Genomic DNA, 22,734 nt, shown 5'->3' with positions numbered 1-22,734 from the left:
TTTAGCCGATGCGCTGGACCGGATCAAAGGTTTGCAGCAAGGGCATTCACGGGGGGATTGAAAGACGGGACAGTTCAAACGCTAGGCGGTGCGATTGGCTCTTTGGTCAATCACATGATTCATTGTTCTTTCGATTAAGTGGCCGCTTACAAGGCTCGACTTTGGGCGGCAGATTGCCGTTTGCATCCCTCCAGCAGCGCGCGCCATGACAAGGCCAAGTTCGGCCTGTCGGATGGTCCATTCTGCACTACGCTCAACCTTCGCGACACCTGCGCTGGCGGATAGCTGCGGTCCTCGGCTGCCCTCTGACTTGGCCAATCCTGCAAAAATCTGGAGCGCATCTGCGGCCCATTCGCGTGCGGCCGCTGGGCCTGTATCGGGGAGGATCACCCCAAATCGTTCTTCATCCACTTGGGTCAAGATGTATCCCGGGGCGAGCATGGTTTCGATGAACTTTGCAAAGCCCCATCGAACTTGGTCCGCTGTGCTCTGGCCGCATTGCATAAAGATTGCGCGCATACCATCGATTGCAAAGACGACCGCGCTTGCTGCGTTCCCCGGTCCACCCTCATGTCCAATATGGCGGGCAAGTTCTGCGGCGAAGCGGCGGCGGTCATGAAGGCCTGTGATGGGGTCAGTAGAGGGGTATACCTGTGCTTGCTGATCCAGCATGCGTTTGTGCTGCACCGAACGCAGCCTTCCCAACGCGCCTGCTCCAGACTTGTCCGCGCCTGCGATCAAAGTGAGTTCAAGCCCATACCAATGTTCATCTTGGCCCAAGCTGCAATTGCATGCTTGTGCGCAATCGTTTGCAAGATTGCATGTTGTGATGGGAAATTCGATTCCCTCGTCAACATCGAGGCCCGCGATGACCTTCTTGAAGTAGGCTTCAACGCTCGCGCGGTGATCGGCTGTTGCAAAATCGGCCACGTGCGGCATCAGCAAAAAGGAGTTTAAATCGACCCCTAAGCGGGCGGCGTTCTGGGATGCATTGACGACAAAACCAGCAGCATCAAGGCGAACAAGAACATCGTCCGCGCGGTCACAATTTTCATCAGGCAGCACGAGGCGGTGCGCTGGCATTGAGTACATATTCATGTGTTCGGCCCCCGAAAAGCAACAACAATCCCGGTCGATCCGTTTCCTCGTTCAGATGGCGAGTAAACTAACGAAATTGGCGAGTTTTCTGGTGCATCCCCATGCATTCAGAGGTGTGTAAACCCGGTCGTTAGTGAACGTTAAGTAACTGAACTAAAAAACGAATCATTGTTGTTTTCGTTTACCATAAAATGGCGGATTTGGTGCATTTGCTAAGCTTCAGCACCGTGATCCCAATGCCTCAGACTTCGATCATGATACGAACATTTTCCGGACTGATTCGATACTCCGAAGCGATACGTAAGCGACATTCCTCTACGAGGTTTTGCGTATCGCTCTGTGGGCCGATTTCAGTTAGCTCGCGCGCCTCCACGCCCAAAACCTTGGCGATCGCCTCAATGCGTTCAGGCAGTGGCTTCGCCTTGCCCTTCTCCCATGCCCAAACCGTTGGCTTGCTCACGCCAAGAGCATTGGCAACTTGTTCAAGCGTGAGGGAGCGTTCACGGCGCAGCCGGTTGAGTTGCGGCCCCAGTTTTGCACCTGCTGAGAGCTTTTGAAACGCGGACGGCGTCTGTGCCTTTATATCTGAGTGGGGCTCTGTCTCTGGCTGGGGCTGCATTTCCGGCTGGGGTTGGGCCGAAGTGGGTGCCGATTGCAATTGGCTGGCAGCGAGCGCCCCATCGCTCAGCGCCTGCTCAAACGCACAACCATAAAGCTGTTCACTCACCCAAACGATCTCAGCATCGACAGCACCGACGTCAGGAAGCCCGATCGCAAGCCGATCACCCGGAACCAACTGAAGCTGTGTTTCGATCAAAAGACCAACAGCGGATAGATTGTGGATCGTCACATTCGCCGGTGCGCCGCTTTGTGAAACACCGCTTGTGTGGAGCCTTAAGGTACGGCGCGAATGACGCCTGCCATCGACACTAACACCGTTAGAGGAAGCTGCTTGTTCGAGATGGGCTTTCAACGCCATGAGGTAAGGCTCCTGAGTGAGAGCCTCTGTTACCGGTTACAATCGCTAAGGCCGGGTTAGCGAACAGGGTTAATTGCGATGAGATGCGCCTGTTTTCGGCAAACCGTTGCCTAACACAGTGCCTATTCCAATCTCCGACACATTGTCCGGAAAAAGGCCCCAGGATAGACTTAGTCCTCTGCATCAAGCCCGTAAGCGGTATGAAGCACCCTCACTGCAAGCTCGGTCTCATCTTCGTCGATCAATACGCTCACCTTGATCTCAGATGTCGTGATCGCGAGGATGTTGATACCCCGGTCTGACAAAGCGCTAAACATCGTGCTGGCAACACCGGCATGGCTTTTCATGCCGACACCCACAACGCTGATCTTTGCAACCTTTGTGTCCGCAATGATGCGGTTAAAACCGATTTGCTCGCGCTTGTCTTCAAGCATCGCTTCGGCCCGTGCCAAATCGGCGCCGGGTACGGTGAAGGTCACATCGGTCTCGCCTTTATCACGGCCAACGTTCTGGATGATCATGTCGACATTGATTGATGCGTTCGCCAGCGGAGTGAAGATATCCGCCACAGCGCCCGGTTTATCGGGCACCCGGGTCAGCGTGACTTTCGCTTCATTCTTGTCGTGAGCGATCCCGGTAACAAGTTGGCGTTCCATTTCGCCCCTTTCGACCATGAGTTCCATTTCTTCATCCGACACAATCAAAGTGCCAGGCAGTTCATCAGCAGGCACCGCATCATCGCCCACAAAACTTGAGAGCACCTGGATGCGCACGCCTTCTTTCATCGCAAGTCCCACTGAACGCGTTTGCAGCACCTTTGCGCCAACGGATGCCAGTTCGAGCATCTCTTCGTAAGTGACCGCCTTTTGCTTGCGCGCTTTGGCAACGATGCGCGGATCGGTGGTGTAGACGCCGTCCACATCGGTGTAGATATCGCAGCGGTCTGCTTTAACCGCCGCCGCGACCGCGACTGCAGAGGTATCAGAGCCGCCGCGCCCAAGCGTTGTCACCCGGCCTTCATCCGAAATGCCTTGGAAACCGGGGCATACCGCGATCTCGCCCTCTTCCATACTTGCAACCATCTCAGGCGCATCGATAGTGGAAATGCGCGCCTTGGAGTGTGCCTCAACCGTTTTCACTGGCATTTGCCAACCGAGCCAGCTGCGCGCTTTGCAGCCTAGCGATTGTAAGGTGAGCGCAAGCAATCCGCTGGTGACCTGTTCTCCGCTAGAGACAACCACATCATACTCAGCCGGGTCATAAAGGGCATTGGCTTCGCGGCAGAAATTCACGAGGCGATCTGTCTCGCCTGCCATGGCGCTGACGACGACGCCAACTTCGCTGTTTTGGGCCTGCGCGCGCACGATATTGGCGACGCGGCGAATCCGCTCGGTCCCCGCCATCGAGGTCCCGCCAAACTTCATGACAACTCTTTGCTTCTGCGTGGCCAAAGCCGATAGCTCCCGCTTGTGTGATCCTGCTAGTTATGTGTCGCCCGCGCTGCTAACGGGTGATTATGGGAAACGCAAACACACAAAGCGATGCTAACGTAACAATCCGTCCTGAAGAGGCTGCATTCTTTTCTGATCTTGCCAAAGACTGGTGGAACCCCAAGGGCAAAATGGCGAGCTTGCATCAGGTAAACCCGGTTCGGCTTGGCTTTATTCGTCAGGCTGTGGATGCCCATTTTGGGACCGATGCTCGCGCGATTAAGCCGCTGGCTGGCAAAACCGCGCTTGATATTGGATGCGGTGCCGGTCTTGTGTGCGAGCCTCTTGCACGCCTTGGCGCCGAAGTGACCGGGGTCGATGCAGCAGGTGACAATGTCCAAGCAGCCAGCGCTCACGCAGACGCGGGCGGGCTCGATATTCGCTATATGATGGGCGAGGTGGCCGGGCTCGATATTGGCACCTTTGACCTTGTCACCAGCCTTGAGGTGGTGGAACACGTGGCAGACAAGCGCGCCTTTCTCAACGATGTCGCAGCGCGCCTTGCCCCTGGCGGTCTGCTAGTGCTCTCCACTCCCAATCGCACGCCAGCTTCGCGCTTGCTGCTGGTCGGTGCAGCAGAGGCGGTGGGGTATGTCCCCAAGGGGACGCACCATTGGGAGGATTTTGTCACTCCCGAAGAGCTCGAAGGGCTGCTGAACGAGGTTGGGCTTGAAGTCATCGAGCGCCGGGGCATTGCATGGCGGCCGGGAAAAGGGCTGCACCTGTCTGAGGATGAGGCGCTCAATTATATTTTGAGCGCCCGGGCAAAGCCTTAAAGAATACGAGAGGCCTGCTCAGCGCTCGGCACCCAGCATTCCTCAAGCTTGCCAAACCACCTATAGCGATTGCGCGCGATCATCTTGTATACGCGATCACGCAAAAGGTGCGGGACCAACCGGAAGATCACCCCCGCCTTCCACGGCCAGCCAAGCTTTGACCACATATGCAAGACGGCATCGCTGTTCATCCAAACGCGGCCTCCCTCGCTTGGCGGGTCCAATAGAATGAAGCTTGCAGGGTCTTTTGGATCCAGCCCCGCGTGACGCATGATCGACGCCCCGGCATCGTCTTGCATTGCTGCCATACGGAAATGACCTTCATGATCATTTTTAAGAACAAAGCGCGCGTTCGCTGTGCACAGCACGCATACGCCGTCAAACACGATGATTGGCTTGTCGCGCGGCAATTGGTCGAATGCGTCAGTCTTGAGCATGATCCTCTTGCTCCACGAGCGCTGCAAACTCTTTCACATTGTCAGTAAAGAAGCCGTCAGCACCGGTCGCAATAGCAGCCTTCCAAAGCATTTCCCATTTACCGTCAGCAGAGGGACCGCCTTCGTTCTGAAGCGCGGCGGGCAAAAAGCCATTTTCCTTGCGCAATGTCCAAGGATGGACCTTAAGCCCTGCGGCCTGAGCATTCGCCACAAGCGAAGTCGCTGCCATGGTTTGCGGGTCCAAGACATGACCAAGCCACGGGCCAATTCCGTCTGCATAGGATGCAACCTCTTTGAGGCCACTTGGCGAGATCATCTCAGCATAACGCATATCTGCCTCATCGACCGGGCCACCCTCAGGCGCAATGAGTTGAACGAGCTTGTAGTCACTACGTTGATTAAGGCGGCGCAAAGTACCCACTTCAAAGCACTGGATGAAAATCGGATCTTCAGGGTTAATTCCCAGATCGCGCAGCTCGCGCAGCACGAGATCGACCATATCGATCCCTTCAACCTCGAGCATGAAGTTGGGGTGCTTGAGCTCTGGATAGAGGCCGATGCGCCGACCAGTCTCAGCCTCTTTGGCCCGGACGAGTTTGACGATCTCTTCGAAGGTGGGAACCTGGTACAAACCATTGTAGCGCACATTGGCGGGGCGGCTGGAAGGCACGCGCTCTTTGGCACGAAGCGTGCGCAATTCGGCGAGAGTAAAGTCTTCAGCAAACCAACCGGCTACGCGTCTGCCGTCGATGGTTTTTTCGCGGCGAAGGTGATCAAACTCCTCCCGGTTTGCGACATCGGTGGTCCCGGAAAGCTCATTTTCATGACGAGAGACAAGCTCAAGGTCCTTTGTGACCACAAGGTCTGGCTCCACATAGTCCGCGCCCTGTTCAATGGCGAGCTCATAGGCAGCCAGAGTGTGCTCAGGCCGATCACCGCTAGCACCGCGGTGCGCGATTAGGAGTGGGTCGCTGTTAGCCATCGCGGGAACAGGTGCCAAAAGCAGCGCAAGCCAAGCGCTTACAACAAATTTGCGGACCATTCATCTTCCTTGAAACCCACGAGGATGCCATTTTCGTGCTCTACCACTGGCCGTTTGATCATGGAGGGGTGCTGAACGAGAAGCATGACCGCCTTATGACTATCGGCCGCGCTGGCTTTCTCTTCATCACTAAGCTTACGGAAAGTTGTGCCGCGCTTGTTCAGCACGGTGTCGACACCTTTGTCGGCAATCCACGAGGTCACCTTGCCCTCGTCTGCGCCTTCTTTTTTGTAGTCGTGGAATGTGTAGTCAAACCCGTTTGCCTCAAGCCACTTCCGCGCCTTTTTGACGGTGTCACAATTGGGGATGCCGTAAAATTGAAGCGTCATACCGCGCGTTATTCCCTGTGATAGATATCGCTTGGCCGCGCCTTATCGCAACGCAGGCCACATGCCCAGAGTGCCGCGTCTTCTCTTGCCAACAAAGATCAAGCTTAACCCCGTCTTTAGTATTTTTGCCTAGTGCACCATCAATCCCAAAAACGGGGCCTTATAGGGAAGACAATGACAAAATCGCTTTCAAAATTTGCTCTGGCAGCTGGCAGCATTGCGCTCGCCCTGGCACCTGTTTCCGCATCTGCTGGCACGCGTGCAGGCGATAACTCACAAGTCTATACCTCTGCTGGCGCTGAACCGGGTGCTGGTCGCAGCGCTGATGGCGAACAAATCGCTGGCACGAGTGCACCGGTTTACTTTGTGCTAGCGCTGGTAATCGGCGCTTGGACCACCGCGTTCATCGCCAAATCAGACGTATTGTTTGAGGATGATGAGGACGACACCGAGTTTCAGTCCACCGGCGTTTGATCTTATCGCGGATGGCTGCCCAGATGCGCATCGGCAATTGCGACTGCCAGTGCATCTGCAGCATCTGACCCGGCGATAGAAACACCGGGAAGCAGAACCTTGACCATGGCGGCGACTTGAGCCTTGTCCGCGCCCCCTGTTCCCACCACGGCTTTCTTGACCAACCGCGCAGCGTGTTCGTTCACATGAAGCGCAGCAGTCCCGCAGGCGGCAAGCACGCTTCCTCGGGCCTGTGAAAGTTTAAGTGTCGATTGCGGGTTCTCGTTCACAAAAACCTCCTCGCAGGCCGCCCGGTCGGGGGAATGCGCGGCTATGACCTTGGCAATCTCGGTATAGAGTAGCGCCAAACGCTCGGGCATTGGCGCCTTGGGGGTCGTCTTGATTTGGCCGTTGGCAATGTGCGCAAGGCGCGATCCTTCGGAGCGCACAAGGCCCCAACCGGTGCAAGAGAGCGATGGGTCCAGTCCAAGGATAATCATGCCTGATAATCCACCTAAAGCCCGACCATCCAACCAAGCCGCCACGCAATCGCAAGCGCGAATGCAGCCAACAGTGAGGTGAGAAAGACGAGCTCTAGCTTTTTCAAGCGTCAAGCTTATCCATCACTTCATCGCTGATCGCGTAATTGCCCCACACAGTTTGCACATCGTCATCGTCCTCAAGCACATCGATAAGCTTAAGAAGGGTGCCTGCGCCTTTCTCATCCATGTCGACAGTCAGGTTGGGCTTCCATGCAAGCTTCACTTCCTTCGCTTCGCCAAGGGCCTTTTCGAGTTCGGATGAAACCCCATGAAGTTCATCGGCTGCGGTCCAAATCGTGTGGCCGTCTTCGCTCGATTCGATGTCTTGGGCACCTGCTTCCATCGCGGCTTCAAGAACGGTGTCCTCATCGCCAGCCTCAACTGCATATTCGATCAGGCCGACACGTTCAAAACCGTGCGCAACTGAACCCTCTGTGCCCAGATTGCCGCCATTTTTAGAAAACGCCGTGCGCACAGCGGTTGCGGTGCGGTTGCGGTTGTCGGTGAGCGTCTCAACGATGATGGCGCTACCGCCTGGACCATACCCTTCGTAGCGAACCTCTTCATAGTTCTCACCATCCGCTGCGGCTGCTTTGTCAATTGCACGCTGGATGTTGTCCTTGGGCATCGACTGGCCTTTGGCCGTGTTGACCGCCAAACGCAGGCGCGGGTTCATATCAGGGTCCGGCGTGCCCATTTTGGCAGCGACCGTGATCTCGCGGCTCAGTTTGGAAAACAGGTTTGAGCGTTTCTTGTCCTGTGCACCTTTGCGATGCATGATGTTCTTAAATTTGGAATGGCCTGCCATGATAACTCTTTTGCGCGAAGTGTTTCGTTTAAACGCTTAAGCGTGAATTAGAGAATTGGCATTAGCCCTATGAGCGACATGACGACAACCCCATTATCTGGCCCCAACTCGGGCCCAATTTCAGAAGGCGGCATCAAGGCCACCTTTGCTGAAGGTGACATGACCGCTGCGAACGCAGGTCCAGCGGCAAGCATCGTTGAGGAATGGAAGCGTTTTGGCGCTTTCCTGAAACGACCCAATCTCGATGTCAGCTTGCAAAACGAGGGTGTGTTTCGCGTCCTTGCCCGAATTTACGCGCTCGATATGTTGGCGATGGTGGCGCTGATCGGCCTTGCAAGCGCTCTTGTCGCAGCTGGCGTTTACATCCCTGAAACGGCGCTTGCGGGGATGGAATTTACCCTTCCCATAATTTTGATGGTCGTGATCGTGGCGCCGGTCATGGAAGAACTTGCGTTTCGCGGATGGCTTTCAGGTAGGCCAGGAGCTGTTGTAGCAATGCTTGTTCTTGGTCTTGGAGCTATAGGGGCTGCTCTGCTTCACGCCTTCACTACGGCAGGAGGCGCGTTGGTCGGCTTGGTAGGCCTCATTTGCGCACTTCTCGCGCTCTTCTTATTATGGAAGAGGCCTGTGATGGGGTGGTTCTCAAGAACATTCCCATTTTTCTTCTGGTTCTCAACGCTGGCCTTTGCGCTGGTCCACTTAGCGAACTTCGAAGAGGGATCGCTCGCCGTGTTGCTCCCGCTTGTCCTGCCACAATTCATCCTTGGCTCGATGCTGGGCTACATCCGCGTCCGATTTGCGCTCTGGGCTGCCATCCTGCTCCACGCGGCGCATAATGCCACAGCTCTTGGACTAGCCGCCTTGGCAGGACAATTGTAGGACTGACGCTGTATAGTCCGGGGGAGAGGCTCAATTTCAGATGCAGAAAAGCCAGTCGATCCGACGGGTCGCTGGGCGGCGGCTATAGACTTGGGCCATATGCCAGTGCGCGAGCGCTTGGCAGACGCAGTGCAATTTATCCTCTCGCCCTCGCCTTACGCGTATCGTCACCTATGGGGCCGCGCGTCAGTAATCGCGCTTCTGGCCGTCTTCGCATTAGACTTCTGCATTGATTTCCTCGTCCAGATTGCAGTTGATTTCGTTGATGAAGGCACTGGAATAGTCCCCGATGCTATCGATTTCGAAGTCAATCCGATCTTCGATCTTTTTAGCCTGATCATTCTCGCGCCGGTCATCGAAGAAGCTGTGTTTCGCGGCTGGCTTTCCGGCCGTATCGCAGCTTTGAGATTTGGCGCGATTGGTTTCTTGGCCCTCGCCTTTGTCTTTTTGCCGCAATACGTTTGGCTGGGAGCAATCGCCCCATACGTTTCGCTCTTGGGGCTATTGATCGCATTCCTGGGCTATATTCAATGGCGAGCAAGGCGCGACCACGATGTGGCGGTGCCTGAGTTTTTCACACGCCACTATCGCTGGTTTGTTTGGGGCAGCGCGGTTCTTTTCGGAATTTCGCACATCGGCAATTACGAGCCGCTTTCACATCCCTTGGGCGTGATTGTGCTACTCCCTCTCATCGTAGGAGGGATGTTCCTTGCATACACCCGCACGCGTCTAGGCCTTCGCGCTGCCATGCTACATCATGCCCTTTACAATGGCGTTTGGGCCGGGTTGGATTATGCGAGTTTTGGGCTTGGCTGATGGCTAAAGCCGCACAGCCGTCCCGCTAGCGCTGACCATGAGCATGGAACCTGTATCTCCAACCACCTCATAATCGAGGTCGATGGCCACAACAGCATTCGCTCCCTTGCTCGCTGCTTCTGCCTGAAGCTCAGCAATTGCTTCATCGCGCGCTTCCTTGAGGATACGCTCATAACTGCCCGAGCGCCCACCAACGATATCGCGAATATTGGCGAACATATCGCGGAAGAGGTTCGCGCCAACGATCACCTCACCCACGACTATGCCGCAATATTCCTGGATCGGGTGCCCTTCCACCGTTGGTGTAGTGGTCACCAGTACACCGCGCGCGTCTTTCCATGGTCCTGCCATTGATATTCTCCCTGTTTGAGTGTGTTATTTAAATAAGACACTTTTGGGAAGTTTCAATGCCAGGATCGCAAGATCACATCATGCCGAGCGCAGATTTATAGGTCTCGAGCACCATATCCTGCTCAGAGCGTTCGTCCGGTTTCATTTTGCGCAGTTTGATAATCTGGCGCATGATCTTGGTGTCATAACCAACAGCCTTCGCCTCAGCGTATACATCGCGAATATCATCAGCGATGCCCTTCTTTTCTTCTTCAAGGCGTTCAATACGCTCGATCAACAAACGCAGGCGGTCATCGGTGGCTTCGGCCAAGGTCGGTCCTTCCAAAAGAATCGGTTTAAAATCTTGGCAGCGCTCTAACAGGAGCTTGCACGGCTTGCAGCTTTTGTGTGTGCCTTTCTCCACCGGTCTAGCCACAGCTTGCGTGTGCCCCATGATATTGTAGGATCACGATCGGAGGACACGGCAGTGGGGGAAACGCCAGTGGTCATTATGAACGCAAGCGCAAGCTGGGGGCGGCTATGACCCCTGAGCAATTGGAAGCTGTGCCCAGTGAAACCGATGCAACGGGTAATGTTGCTGTCTTTTGCGGTCATATGTTTAACGCTGGCAGCGAAGCCGAGATCTCTTTAGCCCAGCGGATCAGCAACCACTTGGATGAGCTTCAGGTAACAGTCGCCTACGGCCCGCTTGCATGCGGGGCAGATATCGTGATCGCAGAAGAGATCCTGAAACGCGGCGCAGAGCTCAACGTGGTGCTGCCCTTTGCCGAAGAGGATTTTATCGATGAAAGCGTAACCTCTGGCGGGCACGATTGGGCAGAGAGGTATTACGCCTGCCGTAACGCTGCCAAATCGATCAGCTTTGCAACGCCGAGCGATTATGTCGGCGATGATAATCAATTCGCCTACAACACGCTTTACGCGATGGGATTGGCGCTTCTTCGCTCAGAAAAGCGAAAGTGTGAAGCGTTTCAGATCGCGGTTGTGTCCAACGAATTTGCAAGCTTTTCTGCCACAGGCATTGCCGGAACCAAGGCGGATATGAAGCTTTGGCAGGATTTGGGGCGCAAGACGGTCACTATCCCTGCGGGCAATGTGCCGCGCAATTTGCGCTTCCCCAAACGCGCCAAGATCGGAGATGGGACAAAGCGCGAAATCCGCTCGATTATCTTTGCCGATTATAAGGGGTTTTCAAGGCTTGGTGAGCGCGAACTGCCTGAGTTTATGCACCTCATCATGGGGCGCATCGCTCAGGTGCTGCACGAATATGGTGACCATGTGGAATTCCGCAACACTTGGGGCGATGCCGTTTATGCGATTGTCGACGAGCCTCGCAAAGCCGCCGCAATAGCCCTCGCTTTGCAGGATGCACTTGAGGATATTCCGCGCGGGCTCGTTCCTTCGGGTGCGGTCGCAGGCATGCGGATAGGCGTGCATTATGGCCCGATTTGGGTGGGTACGGACCGGATCACAGGCAATCGCCTGTGGTACGGCGGCGAAGTCAACCGCACGGCGCGCATTGAGCCGGTCACGCCAGTTGGCGGCGTCTATTGCACAGAGAGTTTTGCAGCAGCTCTCCTTATGGACAATTGCACCGAGTGCTCTTTCATCTCTGTTGGGCGCGTGCTTTTGCCCAAAAGATACGGCGAAGTTGAACTTTACCGCCTCGAAAGCGCAGGCGAGGACGCCTAGGCTTTATTCACCCCGACTGACGACCCACTCAGCCTTTGTTTTTCGCGATGCTCGCCTCCATTGCCGCGAGCTGTTCTTGGGTTGCAGGCTTCTGGCGCGTCGCCTTCCACTCATCCATCGGCATTGCGTGAATGAGCTCGCGAGCCTGCGCCTTATCGCCTTCAAAGCCTGCATCGCGAATCCAATCCGCCAGACAATTGCGACAAAAACCGGCAAGCCCCATAAGCTCAATGTTCTGCGCATCGTGGCGGTGTTGGAGATGGCTCACGAGACGCCGAAAGGCGGCTGCTGCTACAGCATCGTCAAGTTGGGCAAGGTCGACAGATGAGTTCGTATTCATTCAGGCTTTTCCTTGAGTTGCAATATGGCTGTGTCATAGCAAGCAAACCGATGCAAAGGGCTATGGGATCAAAAAGGCCATGACAAAACGGGACACAATGCGGATCGATCCCAAAATCGATCCACGCGGACGCAAGGTCAAGATCTTGGCGACTATCGGCCCGGCTAGCCGCTCGCCCGATATGCTGCGCAAGCTGTTCAAGGCTGGTGCTGATGCATTCCGGGTCAATATGAGCCATGGAAATCACACAGATCATGAAAGCGCAATCCGGGCAATCCGCGCGATGGAAAAGGAATTTGGGCGGCCCATCGCAATCCTTGCCGACCTTCAGGGGCCAAAGCTGCGGGTTGGTGAGTTTAAGGACGGGCGCGCGGTTATCCGTCATTCCGGCCACTTCACGCTAGACCGTGATCCCACGCTTGGCGATGAGACACGCGTGTGCTTGCCCCACCCTGAACTGTTCGGGATTATGGAACGTGGTCAGCGGCTCCTCATCAACGATGGCAAGATCAAGCTGGTGGTGAAAGAGGCTGACGAGAACCGCATTTTTTGTTCGGCCGAAGTTGGCGGCGTGATCTCTGATCGCAAGGGCGTGAATGTACCTGACGCCGAAGTGCCCATTCCCGCTCTCACACAAAAAGACCGCAAAGACCTTGCCTTTGCTGTTCAGCACGGCGCAGATTGGATCGCGCTCTCTTTTGTGCAGCGACCAGAGGATATGGCCGAGGCGCGCAAGCTTATTGCTGAACATAAAGGCACAAGCACCGCCCTTCTTGCAAAAATCGAAAAGCCGATGGCGGTCAATCGCTTGTCAGAGATCATCGATATGGCTGACGGCATTATGGTTGCGCGCGGCGATCTTGGTGTTGAGCTTGAGCCGTTCGAAGTGCCACCTCTTCAAAAGAAGATTGTGAACGCAACGCGGCGTGCTGGTAAACCCGTTATCGTGGCAACGCAGATGCTCGAAAGCATGATCGAAAGCCCGATACCGACCCGCGCCGAGGTCTCTGATGTTGCCAACGCGGTCTATGACGGGGCGGATGCTGTCATGTTGTCTGCGGAGAGTGCTGCTGGCGACTGGCCCGAGGAATCGGTTGCCATGATGAACTCTATTGCGCGTCAGGTTGAACGCGAAGAGGGGTATAAGGAGCGGGTTCGCTTGCTCGCGACGAAACCCGATTCGACGACCTCCGACGCGCTCGCACACTCTTGCATGACCATTGCAGAAACAGTTCCCATTACCGCAATCACGGTTTTCACCATGAGCGGTTCAACCGCGCGCCGTGTAAGCCGGGAGCGGCCTGGCACCCCCATCTTGGTGCTTACTCCAAGCACGAAAACAGCGCGCCGCGTCGCTCTTCTCTGGGGCGCGCATGCTGTCGTGACAAAGGATATCGGGAGTTTTGAGGAAATGATCGCCAAAGGCAAACGCATGGCTTTGCGCCACGGGCTTGGCGAGGCAGGCTCCAAGCAGATCGTTCTGGCGGGCGTTCCGTTTGGAACTCCGGGGAGCACCAATGTGCTCCACGTCGTAACGCTAGCAGGGGACGAATTGAAGAAGCACGGGGGTAGGTTACCCACCCCCACACGCTCCAAACGTTTCAGACGCTTAGCCTTCAACTGCTTCTTCAGCCGTTTCAACAGCGTCATCGACATCCGCCTCGACGGCTTCTTCGCTCAGATCAGCCTCAGGCGCTTCTTCCACTGGCATTGGTTCAGGCGCGACAACCGCGGTTGGCTCAAGCGGCGCAACCGTTCGTGAGACTTCGCTTGCCGGAATGGCGAGTTCCACATCCGCTTGGGTCATTGCCATCATTTCACGGCCTTGCGGAATCGTGCCGCTGCGGCCTGTGATGAAGAGACCAGCAATCGGCACAGCCACAACGCCGGCAACCGTGGCAACCGTGTTGCCCTCACCCTCTTGGCGATAGGTGCCTTCAAGATCGATACGGCGACCATTGACGGTTACATATTCCATCTCGACATCCATCTTGCCGGATTTGCCGAACATGCCTTTGTTGGTGAGCCAGGTGATGCGGCCGGTCGCCTTGGCGCCTGCAGGGATCACAACATAATCACCAATCATAACATCGTGCACAACGCTCAGCGCAAATGTGTCGCCTTCAGACCAGGTCTTGCCCTTAGTGGTGATTTCCTGGTTCATCTTGAGCAGCACTTCGGTGTTAGCCGGGAGCACAGCGTTCGCAGTCTTCTTCGTTTGAACAGGCAGAGGCATCGGGGCGGGGGCTGGCATCGGATCTGGCATTGCGACAGGCTCTGGTGCTGCCGCAGGCACATCTTGCACAGCTTCATCTTGTGCAGGTGCAGAAGACGCAAGAATTGCGGTCAAATAAGTGAAAGTCAGAAAATTCATGGTTTAGTCCCCGAGTGCCCGATCAACTTTTGCCCCAATACTCTCGAGGCTCAATCCACATTGATCGGAAGTTTTTGCGACACCAGTAAATGTAAAATTTACCAATACTAGAAGCGTTTAAGACTGACCCGCCGCTTTAGCAAGCCGTGCCTTTGTTTCGGGTTCGCCAATAAGTGGCAAGAGTTCGCCCATATCAGGGCCATGGTTCATACCTGTTAGCGCCAAGCGAAGCGGCAAGAACAACTGTTTGCCCTTGCGTCCGGTTGCCTCTTTCAGTGCAGAAGTCAGCGCGCCCCAAGGATCATCGCTCCATTCTAGGGTTGCAGCGGCCTGCTTGAGGTACTCTTTGTCCTCATCTGGGAACTCTGGTTGCTCGATTGGCCCGGTTACCAGACGCCACCATTGTGCAACCTCGTCCACAGTCGAGATATTGGGTTGAACTGCGTGCCATCCTGCCTCGTCCATGCCTTCGGGCAGGCGAGGTTTGACCGCCTCATAAGGCATTGCATGAACAATCGCTGTGTTAACCCGCTCCAAGTCCGCATCATCGAACTTCGCAGGCGCGCGCCCGAATGTGCTGAGGTCAAAGGTCTCAAGAAGCTTGGCGCGGTCCGCAATTGGTTCCACCGGAAGCGAAGTGCCAAGGCGCGAGAGCAGAGCGATAATCGCGCTCGGTTCAATCCCCTTTTCGCGAAAGGTGTCGCAGCCAAGGGAGCCCAAGCGTTTAGACAGCTTACCCTCTTTTCCGACCAGCAAAGCCTCATGCGCAAAGTCAGGAGCAGCCGCGCCCATGGCGGTAAACATCTGAATTTGAACGGCTGTGTTCGACACGTGGTCCTCGCCGCGCAATACCTGGGTCACGCCCATGTCCACATCATCGACCGTTGAGGGAAGCATATAGAGCCATGAGCCATCTGCCCGGCGGATGACAGGGTCTGACAAAAGTTTCGGATCAAACTTGGTCTTCCCGCGCACACCATCAACCCACTCGAGGGGCTCACCATGGTCAAGCTTAAAGCGCCAGTGAGGCTGAATGCCTTGCGCTTCTTTGGCGGCGCGCTCCTCGTCGGAAAGTTCCAGCGCACCTCGGTCATATATTGGCGGGAGCCCCCGCCCCAAAAGGACTTTGCGTTTAAGCTCTAATTCCTGCTGTGTTTCATACGCCGGGTAAATGCGGCCTGCGTCGCGCAATTTGTCAAAAGCAGCCTCATAGGCATCAAGGCGCGTGGATTGCCGCTCTTCACGGGTCCATTCCAAGCCCAGCCATGTGAGGTCTGCGCGGATGGCCTCGACATATTCCTCTTTGGAACGCTCTGCGTCGGTGTCATCGATACGCAGGATGAATTCCCCGCCAGACAATTGCGCGAGCATCCAGTTGTGAAGCGCTGTGCGGATGTTGCCAACATGCAGTCGGCCCGTGGGCGAAGGTGCAAAACGTGTAGTGGTCGTCATAAAAGTTGCGCTAGCGCCAAAACCGCTCCAGTCCTAGCGGGAAAAGGAGAGAACATCAGGATGGATGCCGCAAAATTTGAAGCCGCAGTGAAATCGGCCGACTTACCGGGCGCAGCTGCGATGATCGTCAACAAAGACGGTACGGTGTTCAGCCATGTGGTGGGCGAGGCGAACACAGCGGCGGGTATGCCGATGCAGCTGGGCACAAAATGCCAGATCGCTTCAATGACGAAAGCGGTGGTTTCAGTGGCCGCAATGCAATTGGTAGAGCAAGGCAAGCTTCAACTTGATGAGCCCATCGGCCCGCTTTTGCCTGACTTGGCTGAGCCCGACATCCTAACCGGTTTTGATGATGCTGGTGTGCCCCAGCTTCGCAAAGCGACCAAGCCTGTCACCTTGCGCCACCTTCTGACGCACACCGCAGGGCTTGGCTACTTCTTCGTTCACAGCGATATCCTGCGCTATTACATGCACACCGGCATCCCTCAGCCGGGGGAACGTGCGGGCGTTGAAATGCCGCTGATGTTCGAACCGGGCGAACGCTGGGAGTACAGCGTTGCGACGGATTGGGTGGGCTTTGCCATTGAGGCGGCAAGCGGCATGCGGCTTCGTGATTACCTCACTGCCAATGTGCTTGCTCCTCTCGCAATGCGCACAACCGCTTTTCACGACACACCGCCCGAAGGGTTGGCAAGCGTTCACGTTCGCAAGCCAGATGGCGGCTTTGATATCTCGCCGGTCTTCCTCTCAAATGCCGAATTCGACAGTGGCGGCGGAGGACTTGTCTCCACCGCGCAGGATTATTCGCGGTTCCTGCGCGCCATTTTGAGAGGCGGTGAGCTTGACGGGGTACGCATTCTTAAAGCTGAGACTGTTGAAGAAATGGGCCGCAATCAAATCGGGAGCCTTCGCGCAGGCTTCATGGCCTCAAGCCTTCCCGAACTGGCAGGCGCGTTCGACAATTTCCCCGGCATGCACACAGGTTGGGGCCTCGGGTTTCTCTTGAACCCTGAACCCGGCCCCAATGGCCGCTCACCGGGGAGCATGGCGTGGGCCGGTATTTTCAATTCCTATTACTGGATTGATCCAAGCTCAGAGCTCGCCGGATTGTTCATCACCCAGATGTCCCCTTTCGGTGATCCAGGCGCGCTTGAGGCGTTCGGCGCGTTGGAGAGACTGGCTTACAGCTAAAGCGCTTCTAATTCGGCCGTCACCAACTCAAGCACACCCTCCCAAAGCCGAGAGATGCGGTCCGGCCGGATCAGGCCCACGAGCGCATAATCAAATTCGCTTCGGTCGCGCGCGATAGCGCCTTCGATCATGGCTGCAACAGTTGCCTCGTCATGGGTGAGCTTGCAGCAACAGAACCGCGACACATGGATGTTCTCAGGCCAAAGAGCCGATACAGCCTGCGACAAGGCGAGCGCCTTGGCCGCCACATTCACGCTGCTCAACCGCGCTGCAAGCTCGGGTATAGGATCGCGTTTGGCCCGCTGGTGGAGGGCTATGAGCCGAAGCGAATAGATGAAGCGGCCTGCAATAGGGTCAAGCGATTGAAGTTGGCGCGGCTCTGCAAGCCGGGCGATAAGCGCTTGAGTGGAGGCGGTCGGCATATGGCTTTGGGGCATTGTGATCTCTGCTAGTCGATGACGGGAGATCACAATGCTCTTATTGCAAGTGCTTCGCAAGAACAAAATGGCTGAGCTGTTACTTCGGGGCAATATCGAAAGTGTGCTCGATATAGAGGAACACCTCTGTCTCGCTCGACTGCTGGAAATAGAGATCACTGTGAAGCCCCTTGATCGAGACCCCATAATCGCTTCCGAACGCTTTGGCGTAAGCGGTTGCTTCCTTGGCTATGTGAGCGACCACGTCTTTGCGATATTGCTCAGGGTCATCAATCGCGAGGCCGGTGGTGCCAATGTCGATAAAGGAGCGACCGGTGGCTGGGATCGCCTTAACGAATTCCCTGATCCGCTCCGCTGTCTTGCTGACTTTGGGATCGGCGCCTTGCAGAGGTATGCGCGCATAAATCTGGACGCGGTTCGTATCTGGCCGATTGCCTCCAGCCAGGGAAGCTCGTTCATGTTCGCCAGTGTCACTGGCTCCAAACCATAGCGGCCAGCGACGATATCGATCCCCTCAGCCTCAGCCCGCTTGAGGGTCTCGCCCAGCATTTTGAAGAGTTCCGACTTTCGTTCGTCGTAGTTACGCGAGTCTGAGCTGACGAACAGCGGGGTCACGAAATAGTCAGCCCGGCGGGTTACCCCGATGGCCGAAGGCCCGCTGCCACCCCGGCTTGGCGCTAGATATGCGTTGAGCGAAGAGCGGTCTTGGCGCGCGCCAGTGACAACGACGGTGTCTTGCGCGGTCAGTGGCAATACAGGCGTGGCAACAGCAATGGTGGCCGCGAATAGAATAAGCTTTTTCATGGATCAGTCCCTCCAAACTTGAATGGGACGCACGATATGAAACACAAATGAACTGCAATATGAACAGCCAACAAAAAGGCCCCGAAGGATCGCTCCTTCGGGGCCTTTCTATTTGTCAGTGACAGCTGCGTTTATTCGCCAGCATCACTCGTGTCTGCTTCAGGAGCAGGAGTAGGAGCTGCTGCAGCCATAGCTGCCTTCATCGCCTCTTCAGAAGACACCGGATCAGCGGCCGGCTCTTCTTCTTTGACGCCCGCTGCTGCCAGTTTCTCTTGCTGCTTTTTCCAAGCAGCTTTGAGAGCAGCATCACGGCTAGAGGCAGTCACGCGCATGCGGTTCATACCTGCGCCCGTCCCTGCCGGGATCAGGCGGCCCACGATCACGTTCTCTTTCAAGCCGATCAGCGTGTCCTTCTTACCTTCAACCGAAGCTTGGGTAAGAACGCGGGTCGTCTCCTGGAACGATGCGGCAGAGATAAAGCTGCGCGTTTGCAGAGATGCTTTGGTGATACCAAGCAGGATCGGAACGCCCTCAGCAGGCTCTTTGTTCTTGCCAAGCTTGGAATTCACCTCGAGCATTTCAGCAAGGTCAACCTGCTCGCCCGGAAGAAGCGTGGTGTCACCACCTTTGGTGATCTCAACTTTCTGCAGCATCTGGCGAACGATCACCTCGATGTGCTTGTCGTTGATCTTCACGCCCTGCAGTCGGTACACTTCCTGGATCTCATTCACAAGATACTCGGAAAGCGCCTCAACGCCCATCACCTCAAGGATGTCGTGCGGGTTTGGCGCGCCGGAAATCAGGGTGTCACCCTTCTTCACGAAGTCGCCTTCTTGCACGTCGATCACCTTGGTTTTGGGGATCAGATACTCAACTGCATCACCTTCTTCAGGCACAATCGCGATCTTACGCTTCGCTTTGTATTCGCGCACGAATTCGATCTTACCCGAAATCTTGGCGATGACCGACATGTCCTTTGGCAGACGCGCCTCGAACAGTTCGGCCACACGCGGCAGACCACCAGTGATGTCGCGGGTTTTCGCAGCTTCACGCGATGCACGCGCAAGGATGTCACCGGCCTCAACGGTATCGCCGTCAGCCACCGAAAGAGTGGTGCCCGGTGCAAGCATATAGCGCTGTGCATCGGCTTCATCGTCGGATTGGCCTTCACCCTGAAGGATCATGCGCGGACGCAGCTCTTCCTTCTTCTTGCGGCCAGTGGCGCGGTTTTCGGTGACCACGCGCTGCGCGATACCCGTTGCATCATCGGTCTGCTCTTCGAGCGTCGTGCCCTCGACCAGATCCTGATACTTCACAACGCCCGACTGCTCGGTGATGATTGGCAAAGTGAACGGGTCCCATTCAGCAAGACGATCGCCTTCTTTGACCTTCGCGCCGCTCTTGAACTTGATGACCGTACCATAAGGCACTTTGTGCATCTCACGCTCACGACCCTCGGCATCGATAACCGCGATTTCACCGTTACGAGCGAGCGACAAGATGTTGCCCTTCTTATCGGTGATCGTTGGCATATCGCGCAGTTCGACCGTACCGTCCGAAATCGACTCAAGGTGAGACGTCTCATTCAGCTGCGCCGCACCGCCAATGTGGAAGGTCCGCATTGTAAGCTGCGTGCCCGGTTCACCGATCGATTGCGCAGCGATAACGCCCACAGCCTCACCGATGTTGACAGGCGTACCGCGCGCCAGGTCACGGCCATAGCAGGTGCCGCAAACCCCTTGATCGCTTTCGCAAAGCAGGGGCGAGCGAATGCGAGCAGACTGAACTTCAGCCGCCTCGATTTCCTTCACCATCGGCTCATCGACCATAGTGCCAGATTTAACGATCACTTCGCCCGTTGCGGCGTTGACGATGTCTTCGGCTACTGTGCGCCCAAGGATACGCTCACCAAGTGAAGCGATAACCGAACCACCTTGAACGATGGCGCGCATTTCCATGGCGTTCGATGTCTTACAATCCTGCTCCACGATGGTGCAGTCTTGTGAAACATCGACGAGACGACGGGTCAGATAACCCGAGTTCGCCGTCTTGAGCGCCGTATCCGCTAGACCCTTACGAGCGCCGTGGGTTGAGTTGAAGTACTCAAGAACCGACAGACCCTCTTTAAAGTTCGAGATGATCGGGTTCTCGATGATCTCGCCCGAAGGCTTGGCCATAAGGCCGCGCATACCGGCAAGCTGCTTCATCTGCGCTGGCGAACCACGCGCGCCCGAGTGGCTCATCATGTAGATTGAGTTGATCTCTTTCTCACGGCCATCCTCGTCGATGGGCTGAGCCTTAATCTCAGCCATCATCGCATCAGCAACTTGATCACCGCACTTGGACCAAGCGTCGATCACCTTGTTGTACTTCTCTTGCTGAGTGATGAGACCGTCCTGGTATTGCTGCTCATAGTCAGCGACCAAAGACTTGGTTTCAGCAACCATTCCTTCTTTGGCATCAGGAATGATCATGTCATCCTTACCAAAGGAGATCCCGGCCTTAAATGCGTGGCGGAAGCCCAGCACCATGATGGCGTCAGCAAACAGGACCGTGTCCTTCTGACCTGTGTGACGATACACCTCATCGATCACATCGCCGATATCCTTCTTTGTGAGAAGGCGGTTGATGATGTCGTAAGGAACCTTGTGGTTCTTGGGCAGACATTCACCGATCAACATGCGGCCAGGCGTCGTTTCGAAACGCTTGTGAACGATGTTGCCATCTTCGTCAGCCTGCGGAACGCGGGCGAGGATTTTGGAGTGAAGCGAAACAGCCTTGGTCTCAAGCGCCTGGTGCACTTCGGCCATGTCGGCAAAGCGCGGCAGCACTTCGGTCTTGGAGCCATCTTCATTCTCGCGGAATTCAGGGGTTTTCTCCTGACGCTCCATCGAGAGGTAGTAGATGCCCAGAACCATATCCTGCGAAGGCACGATGATTGGCTTACCGTTAGCAGGCGAGAGGATGTTGTTCGTTGACATCATCAAGACGCGCGCTTCAAGCTGCGCTTCAAGGCTCAATGGCACGTGGACCGCCATTTGGTCGCCGTCAAAGTCAGCGTTAAAGGCCGAACACACCAGCGGGTGAAGCTGGATCGCTTTGCCTTCGATGAGGACAGGCTCGAACGCTTGGATGCCCAAACGGTGAAGCGTTGGAGCACGGTTCAGGAGAACCGGGTGCTCACGGATCACTTCGTCGAGGATGTCCCAGACTTCCTTGCGCTCTTTCTCAACCCATTTCTTGGCTTGCTTGAGGGTCATCGAAAGACCCTTTGCATCCAGACGTGCGTAGATGAACGGCTTGAACAGCTCGAGTGCCATCTTCTTTGGAAGACCGCATTGGTGAAGCTTGAGCTCAGGACCGGTCACGATGACCGAGCGGCCTGAATAGTCGACGCGCTTACCGAGCAAGTTCTGACGGAAGCGGCCCTGCTTACCTTTAAGCATGTCGGACAGCGATTTCAGCGGACGCTTGTTCGCACCGGTGATCACGCGGCCACGGCGGCCGTTGTCGAACAGGGCATCGACAGCTTCTTGAAGCATACGCTTCTCGTTGCGGACGATGATGTCTGGTGCGCGAAGCTCGATCAGACGCTTCAAACGGTTGTTCCGGTTGATCACGCGGCGATAAAGATCGTTGAGGTCGGACGTCGCAAAACGGCCACCATCGAGCGGCACAAGCGGGCGAAGCTCAGGCGGGATCACAGGGATCACTTCGAGGATCATCCACTCAGGACGGTTGCCTGAATCGATGAAGCTCTCAACCACTTTAAGGCGCTTGATGATCTTCTTAGGCTTGAGCGTCGACTTCGTCGTCGCAAGCTCTTCCATGAGGTCTTCGCGCTCTTGCTCAAGGTCGAGGTCCATAAGCATAACCTTGACCGCTTCTGCGCCGATGTCGGCAGAAAAAGCGTCTTCGCCATACTCGTCTTGTGCTTCGAGCAGTTCGTCTTCGGTGAGCAGTTGGAATTTCTCAAGCGGGGTCAGGCCCGGCTCGATCACGACATAGCTCTCGAAATAAAGGATGCGCTCAAGCTGTTTCAGCTGAATATCGAGCAAAAGGCCGATGCGCGATGGCAGCGATTTGAGATACCAGATGTGCGCCACAGGAGCAGCAAGCTCGATGTGACCCATACGCTCACGGCGCACTTTAGTGACGGTGACTTCAACGCCGCATTTCTCGCAAACGACGCCTTTGTACTTCATGCGCTTGTACTTGCCGCAAAGGCATTCGTAGTCCTTTACCGGACCAAAGATACGCGCGCAGAAGAGGCCGTCACGCTCAGGCTTGAACGTACGGTAGTTGATGGTTTCCGGCTTCTTGATCTCGCCGAAGGACCACGAACGGATGCGCTCTGGCGAGGCGATGCCGATCTGGATCTGGTCAAAAGTTTCCGGCTTTGCGAGCTGGTTGGTGAATTTTGTCAGTTCATTCATAACTGTGT

At 55.8% G+C, this 22,734-nt stretch carries 23 protein-coding genes; 7 read left to right on the top strand and 16 right to left on the bottom strand.

Annotation, left to right across the window (positions count from 1 at the left end; genetic code table 11):
• Window positions 1–81 precede the first annotated feature (81 nt).
• The 3 genes from AC0V61_RS08485 to AC0V61_RS08475 all read right to left on the bottom strand — a co-directional run bounded on the left by AC0V61_RS08485 (window position 82) and on the right by AC0V61_RS08475 (window position 3,501).
• Entirely contained in the window at window positions 82–1,098 is a 1,017-nt protein-coding gene (locus tag AC0V61_RS08485; protein ID WP_486156815.1) for a GGDEF domain-containing protein, read from the bottom strand.
• Window positions 1,099–1,339: 241 nt separating this feature from the next.
• The gene (locus AC0V61_RS08480; RefSeq protein ID WP_486156814.1) at window positions 1,340–2,077 is read right to left on the bottom strand and encodes a helix-turn-helix domain-containing protein; all 738 of its coding nucleotides are present in this window, start codon (window positions 2,075–2,077) and stop codon (window positions 1,340–1,342) included.
• Between the two features lie 170 nt (window positions 2,078–2,247).
• Entirely contained in the window at window positions 2,248–3,501 is a 1,254-nt protein-coding gene (locus tag AC0V61_RS08475; protein ID WP_486156813.1) for an aspartate kinase, read from the bottom strand.
• 92 nt (window positions 3,502–3,593) lie between these two features.
• Between AC0V61_RS08475 and ubiG the strand changes: the two genes are divergently transcribed.
• Window positions 3,594–4,343 (top strand): bifunctional 2-polyprenyl-6-hydroxyphenol methylase/3-demethylubiquinol 3-O-methyltransferase UbiG, encoded by a 750-nt coding sequence (gene ubiG / locus AC0V61_RS08470; protein ID WP_486156812.1) that lies wholly within the window; start codon window positions 3,594–3,596, stop codon window positions 4,341–4,343.
• Here the strand turns inward: ubiG and AC0V61_RS08465 are convergent.
• Genes AC0V61_RS08465 through AC0V61_RS08455 form a run of 3 tightly spaced genes read right to left on the bottom strand, consistent with a single transcriptional unit; the run spans window position 4,340 to window position 6,151 of the window.
• The gene (locus AC0V61_RS08465; protein ID WP_486156811.1) at window positions 4,340–4,780 is read right to left on the bottom strand and encodes a thiol-disulfide oxidoreductase DCC family protein; all 441 of its coding nucleotides are present in this window, start codon (window positions 4,778–4,780) and stop codon (window positions 4,340–4,342) included. The genes ubiG and AC0V61_RS08465 overlap by 4 nt on opposite strands.
• Window positions 4,767–5,822, bottom strand: coding sequence for a glycerophosphodiester phosphodiesterase family protein (locus tag AC0V61_RS08460; RefSeq protein ID WP_486156810.1), 1,056 nt, complete (start codon window positions 5,820–5,822; stop codon window positions 4,767–4,769). Before AC0V61_RS08460 ends, AC0V61_RS08465 begins: the two co-directional genes overlap by 14 nt.
• A complete protein-coding gene (locus AC0V61_RS08455; protein WP_486156809.1) occupies window positions 5,801–6,151 on the bottom strand; it encodes an ArsC family reductase in 351 nt (116 codons plus the stop codon). Before AC0V61_RS08455 ends, AC0V61_RS08460 begins: the two co-directional genes overlap by 22 nt.
• Window positions 6,152–6,325: 174 nt before the next feature.
• Between AC0V61_RS08455 and AC0V61_RS08450 the strand changes: the two genes are divergently transcribed.
• Entirely contained in the window at window positions 6,326–6,625 is a 300-nt protein-coding gene (locus tag AC0V61_RS08450; protein ID WP_486156808.1) for a hypothetical protein, read from the top strand.
• Between the two features lie 2 nt (window positions 6,626–6,627).
• Here the strand turns inward: AC0V61_RS08450 and ruvC are convergent, their stop codons facing one another.
• The gene (gene ruvC / locus AC0V61_RS08445) at window positions 6,628–7,104 is read right to left on the bottom strand and encodes a crossover junction endodeoxyribonuclease RuvC (protein ID WP_486156807.1); all 477 of its coding nucleotides are present in this window, start codon (window positions 7,102–7,104) and stop codon (window positions 6,628–6,630) included.
• A gap of 103 nt (window positions 7,105–7,207) precedes the next feature.
• Complete coding sequence (locus AC0V61_RS08440) at window positions 7,208–7,954, bottom strand: YebC/PmpR family DNA-binding transcriptional regulator (protein WP_486156806.1); 747 nt, start codon at window positions 7,952–7,954, stop codon at window positions 7,208–7,210.
• A 69-nt stretch (window positions 7,955–8,023) separates the two neighbouring features.
• Between AC0V61_RS08440 and AC0V61_RS08435 the strand changes: the two genes are divergently transcribed.
• Window positions 8,024–8,833 (top strand): CPBP family glutamic-type intramembrane protease, encoded by an 810-nt coding sequence (locus AC0V61_RS08435; RefSeq protein WP_486156805.1) that lies wholly within the window; start codon window positions 8,024–8,026, stop codon window positions 8,831–8,833.
• Window positions 8,834–8,932: 99 nt separating this feature from the next.
• The gene (locus AC0V61_RS08430; RefSeq protein ID WP_486156804.1) at window positions 8,933–9,649 is read left to right on the top strand and encodes a CPBP family glutamic-type intramembrane protease; all 717 of its coding nucleotides are present in this window, start codon (window positions 8,933–8,935) and stop codon (window positions 9,647–9,649) included.
• 3 nt (window positions 9,650–9,652) lie between these two features.
• On the opposite strand, the gene AC0V61_RS08425 is transcribed toward AC0V61_RS08430, so the two are convergent.
• Both AC0V61_RS08425 and AC0V61_RS08420 read right to left on the bottom strand, forming a co-directional pair.
• Window positions 9,653–10,000 (bottom strand): heavy metal-binding domain-containing protein, encoded by a 348-nt coding sequence (locus AC0V61_RS08425; protein WP_486156803.1) that lies wholly within the window; start codon window positions 9,998–10,000, stop codon window positions 9,653–9,655.
• A gap of 73 nt (window positions 10,001–10,073) precedes the next feature.
• Complete coding sequence (locus AC0V61_RS08420) at window positions 10,074–10,310, bottom strand: DUF2312 domain-containing protein (protein WP_223073326.1); 237 nt, start codon at window positions 10,308–10,310, stop codon at window positions 10,074–10,076.
• 209 nt (window positions 10,311–10,519) lie between these two features.
• Here AC0V61_RS08420 and AC0V61_RS08415 point away from each other — a divergent pair, with 209 nt between their 5' ends.
• A complete protein-coding gene (locus AC0V61_RS08415) occupies window positions 10,520–11,692 on the top strand; it encodes an adenylate/guanylate cyclase domain-containing protein (protein ID WP_486156802.1) in 1,173 nt (390 codons plus the stop codon).
• Window positions 11,693–11,720: 28 nt separating this feature from the next.
• On the opposite strand, the gene AC0V61_RS08410 is transcribed toward AC0V61_RS08415, so the two are convergent.
• The gene (locus AC0V61_RS08410; protein ID WP_486156801.1) at window positions 11,721–12,032 is read right to left on the bottom strand and encodes a DUF1244 domain-containing protein; all 312 of its coding nucleotides are present in this window, start codon (window positions 12,030–12,032) and stop codon (window positions 11,721–11,723) included.
• A gap of 79 nt (window positions 12,033–12,111) precedes the next feature.
• On the opposite strand from AC0V61_RS08410, the gene pyk reads away from it, so the two are divergent.
• A complete protein-coding gene (gene pyk, locus AC0V61_RS08405; protein ID WP_486156800.1) occupies window positions 12,112–13,794 on the top strand; it encodes a pyruvate kinase in 1,683 nt (560 codons plus the stop codon).
• 729 nt (window positions 13,795–14,523) lie between these two features.
• On the opposite strand, the gene gltX is transcribed toward pyk, so the two are convergent.
• Window positions 14,524–15,858 carry a glutamate--tRNA ligase gene (gene gltX / locus AC0V61_RS08400; protein WP_486156799.1) on the bottom strand — a complete coding sequence of 445 codons (1,335 nt, stop codon included), beginning with the start codon at window positions 15,856–15,858 and terminating at the stop codon, window positions 14,524–14,526.
• Between the two features lie 60 nt (window positions 15,859–15,918).
• On the opposite strand from gltX, the gene AC0V61_RS08395 reads away from it, so the two are divergent.
• The gene (locus tag AC0V61_RS08395; protein WP_486156798.1) at window positions 15,919–17,049 is read left to right on the top strand and encodes a serine hydrolase domain-containing protein; all 1,131 of its coding nucleotides are present in this window, start codon (window positions 15,919–15,921) and stop codon (window positions 17,047–17,049) included.
• Here the strand turns inward: AC0V61_RS08395 and AC0V61_RS08390 are convergent.
• The 4 genes from AC0V61_RS08390 to rpoC all read right to left on the bottom strand — a co-directional run bounded on the left by AC0V61_RS08390 (window position 17,046) and on the right by rpoC (window position 22,726).
• Window positions 17,046–17,486, bottom strand: coding sequence for a DNA-directed RNA polymerase subunit beta' (locus AC0V61_RS08390; RefSeq protein ID WP_486156797.1), 441 nt, complete (start codon window positions 17,484–17,486; stop codon window positions 17,046–17,048). The genes AC0V61_RS08395 and AC0V61_RS08390 overlap by 4 nt on opposite strands.
• A 79-nt stretch (window positions 17,487–17,565) precedes the next feature.
• Window positions 17,566–17,730 carry a hypothetical protein gene (locus AC0V61_RS08385; protein WP_486156796.1) on the bottom strand — a complete coding sequence of 55 codons (165 nt, stop codon included), beginning with the start codon at window positions 17,728–17,730 and terminating at the stop codon, window positions 17,566–17,568.
• Window positions 17,715–18,290, bottom strand: a complete 576-nt coding sequence (locus AC0V61_RS08380) for a hypothetical protein (RefSeq protein WP_486156795.1) — start codon at window positions 18,288–18,290, stop codon at window positions 17,715–17,717. Before AC0V61_RS08380 ends, AC0V61_RS08385 begins: the two co-directional genes overlap by 16 nt.
• A 131-nt stretch (window positions 18,291–18,421) precedes the next feature.
• Window positions 18,422–22,726 (bottom strand): DNA-directed RNA polymerase subunit beta', encoded by a 4,305-nt coding sequence (gene rpoC, locus AC0V61_RS08375; protein WP_486156794.1) that lies wholly within the window; start codon window positions 22,724–22,726, stop codon window positions 18,422–18,424.
• Window positions 22,727–22,734: the final 8 nt, after the last annotated feature.

Source organism: Erythrobacter sp. JB1-4, assembly GCF_057365025.1.
The sequence above is the reverse complement of the archived record's forward strand: the minus strand, read 5'-3'. Positions and strand labels throughout refer to the sequence as shown.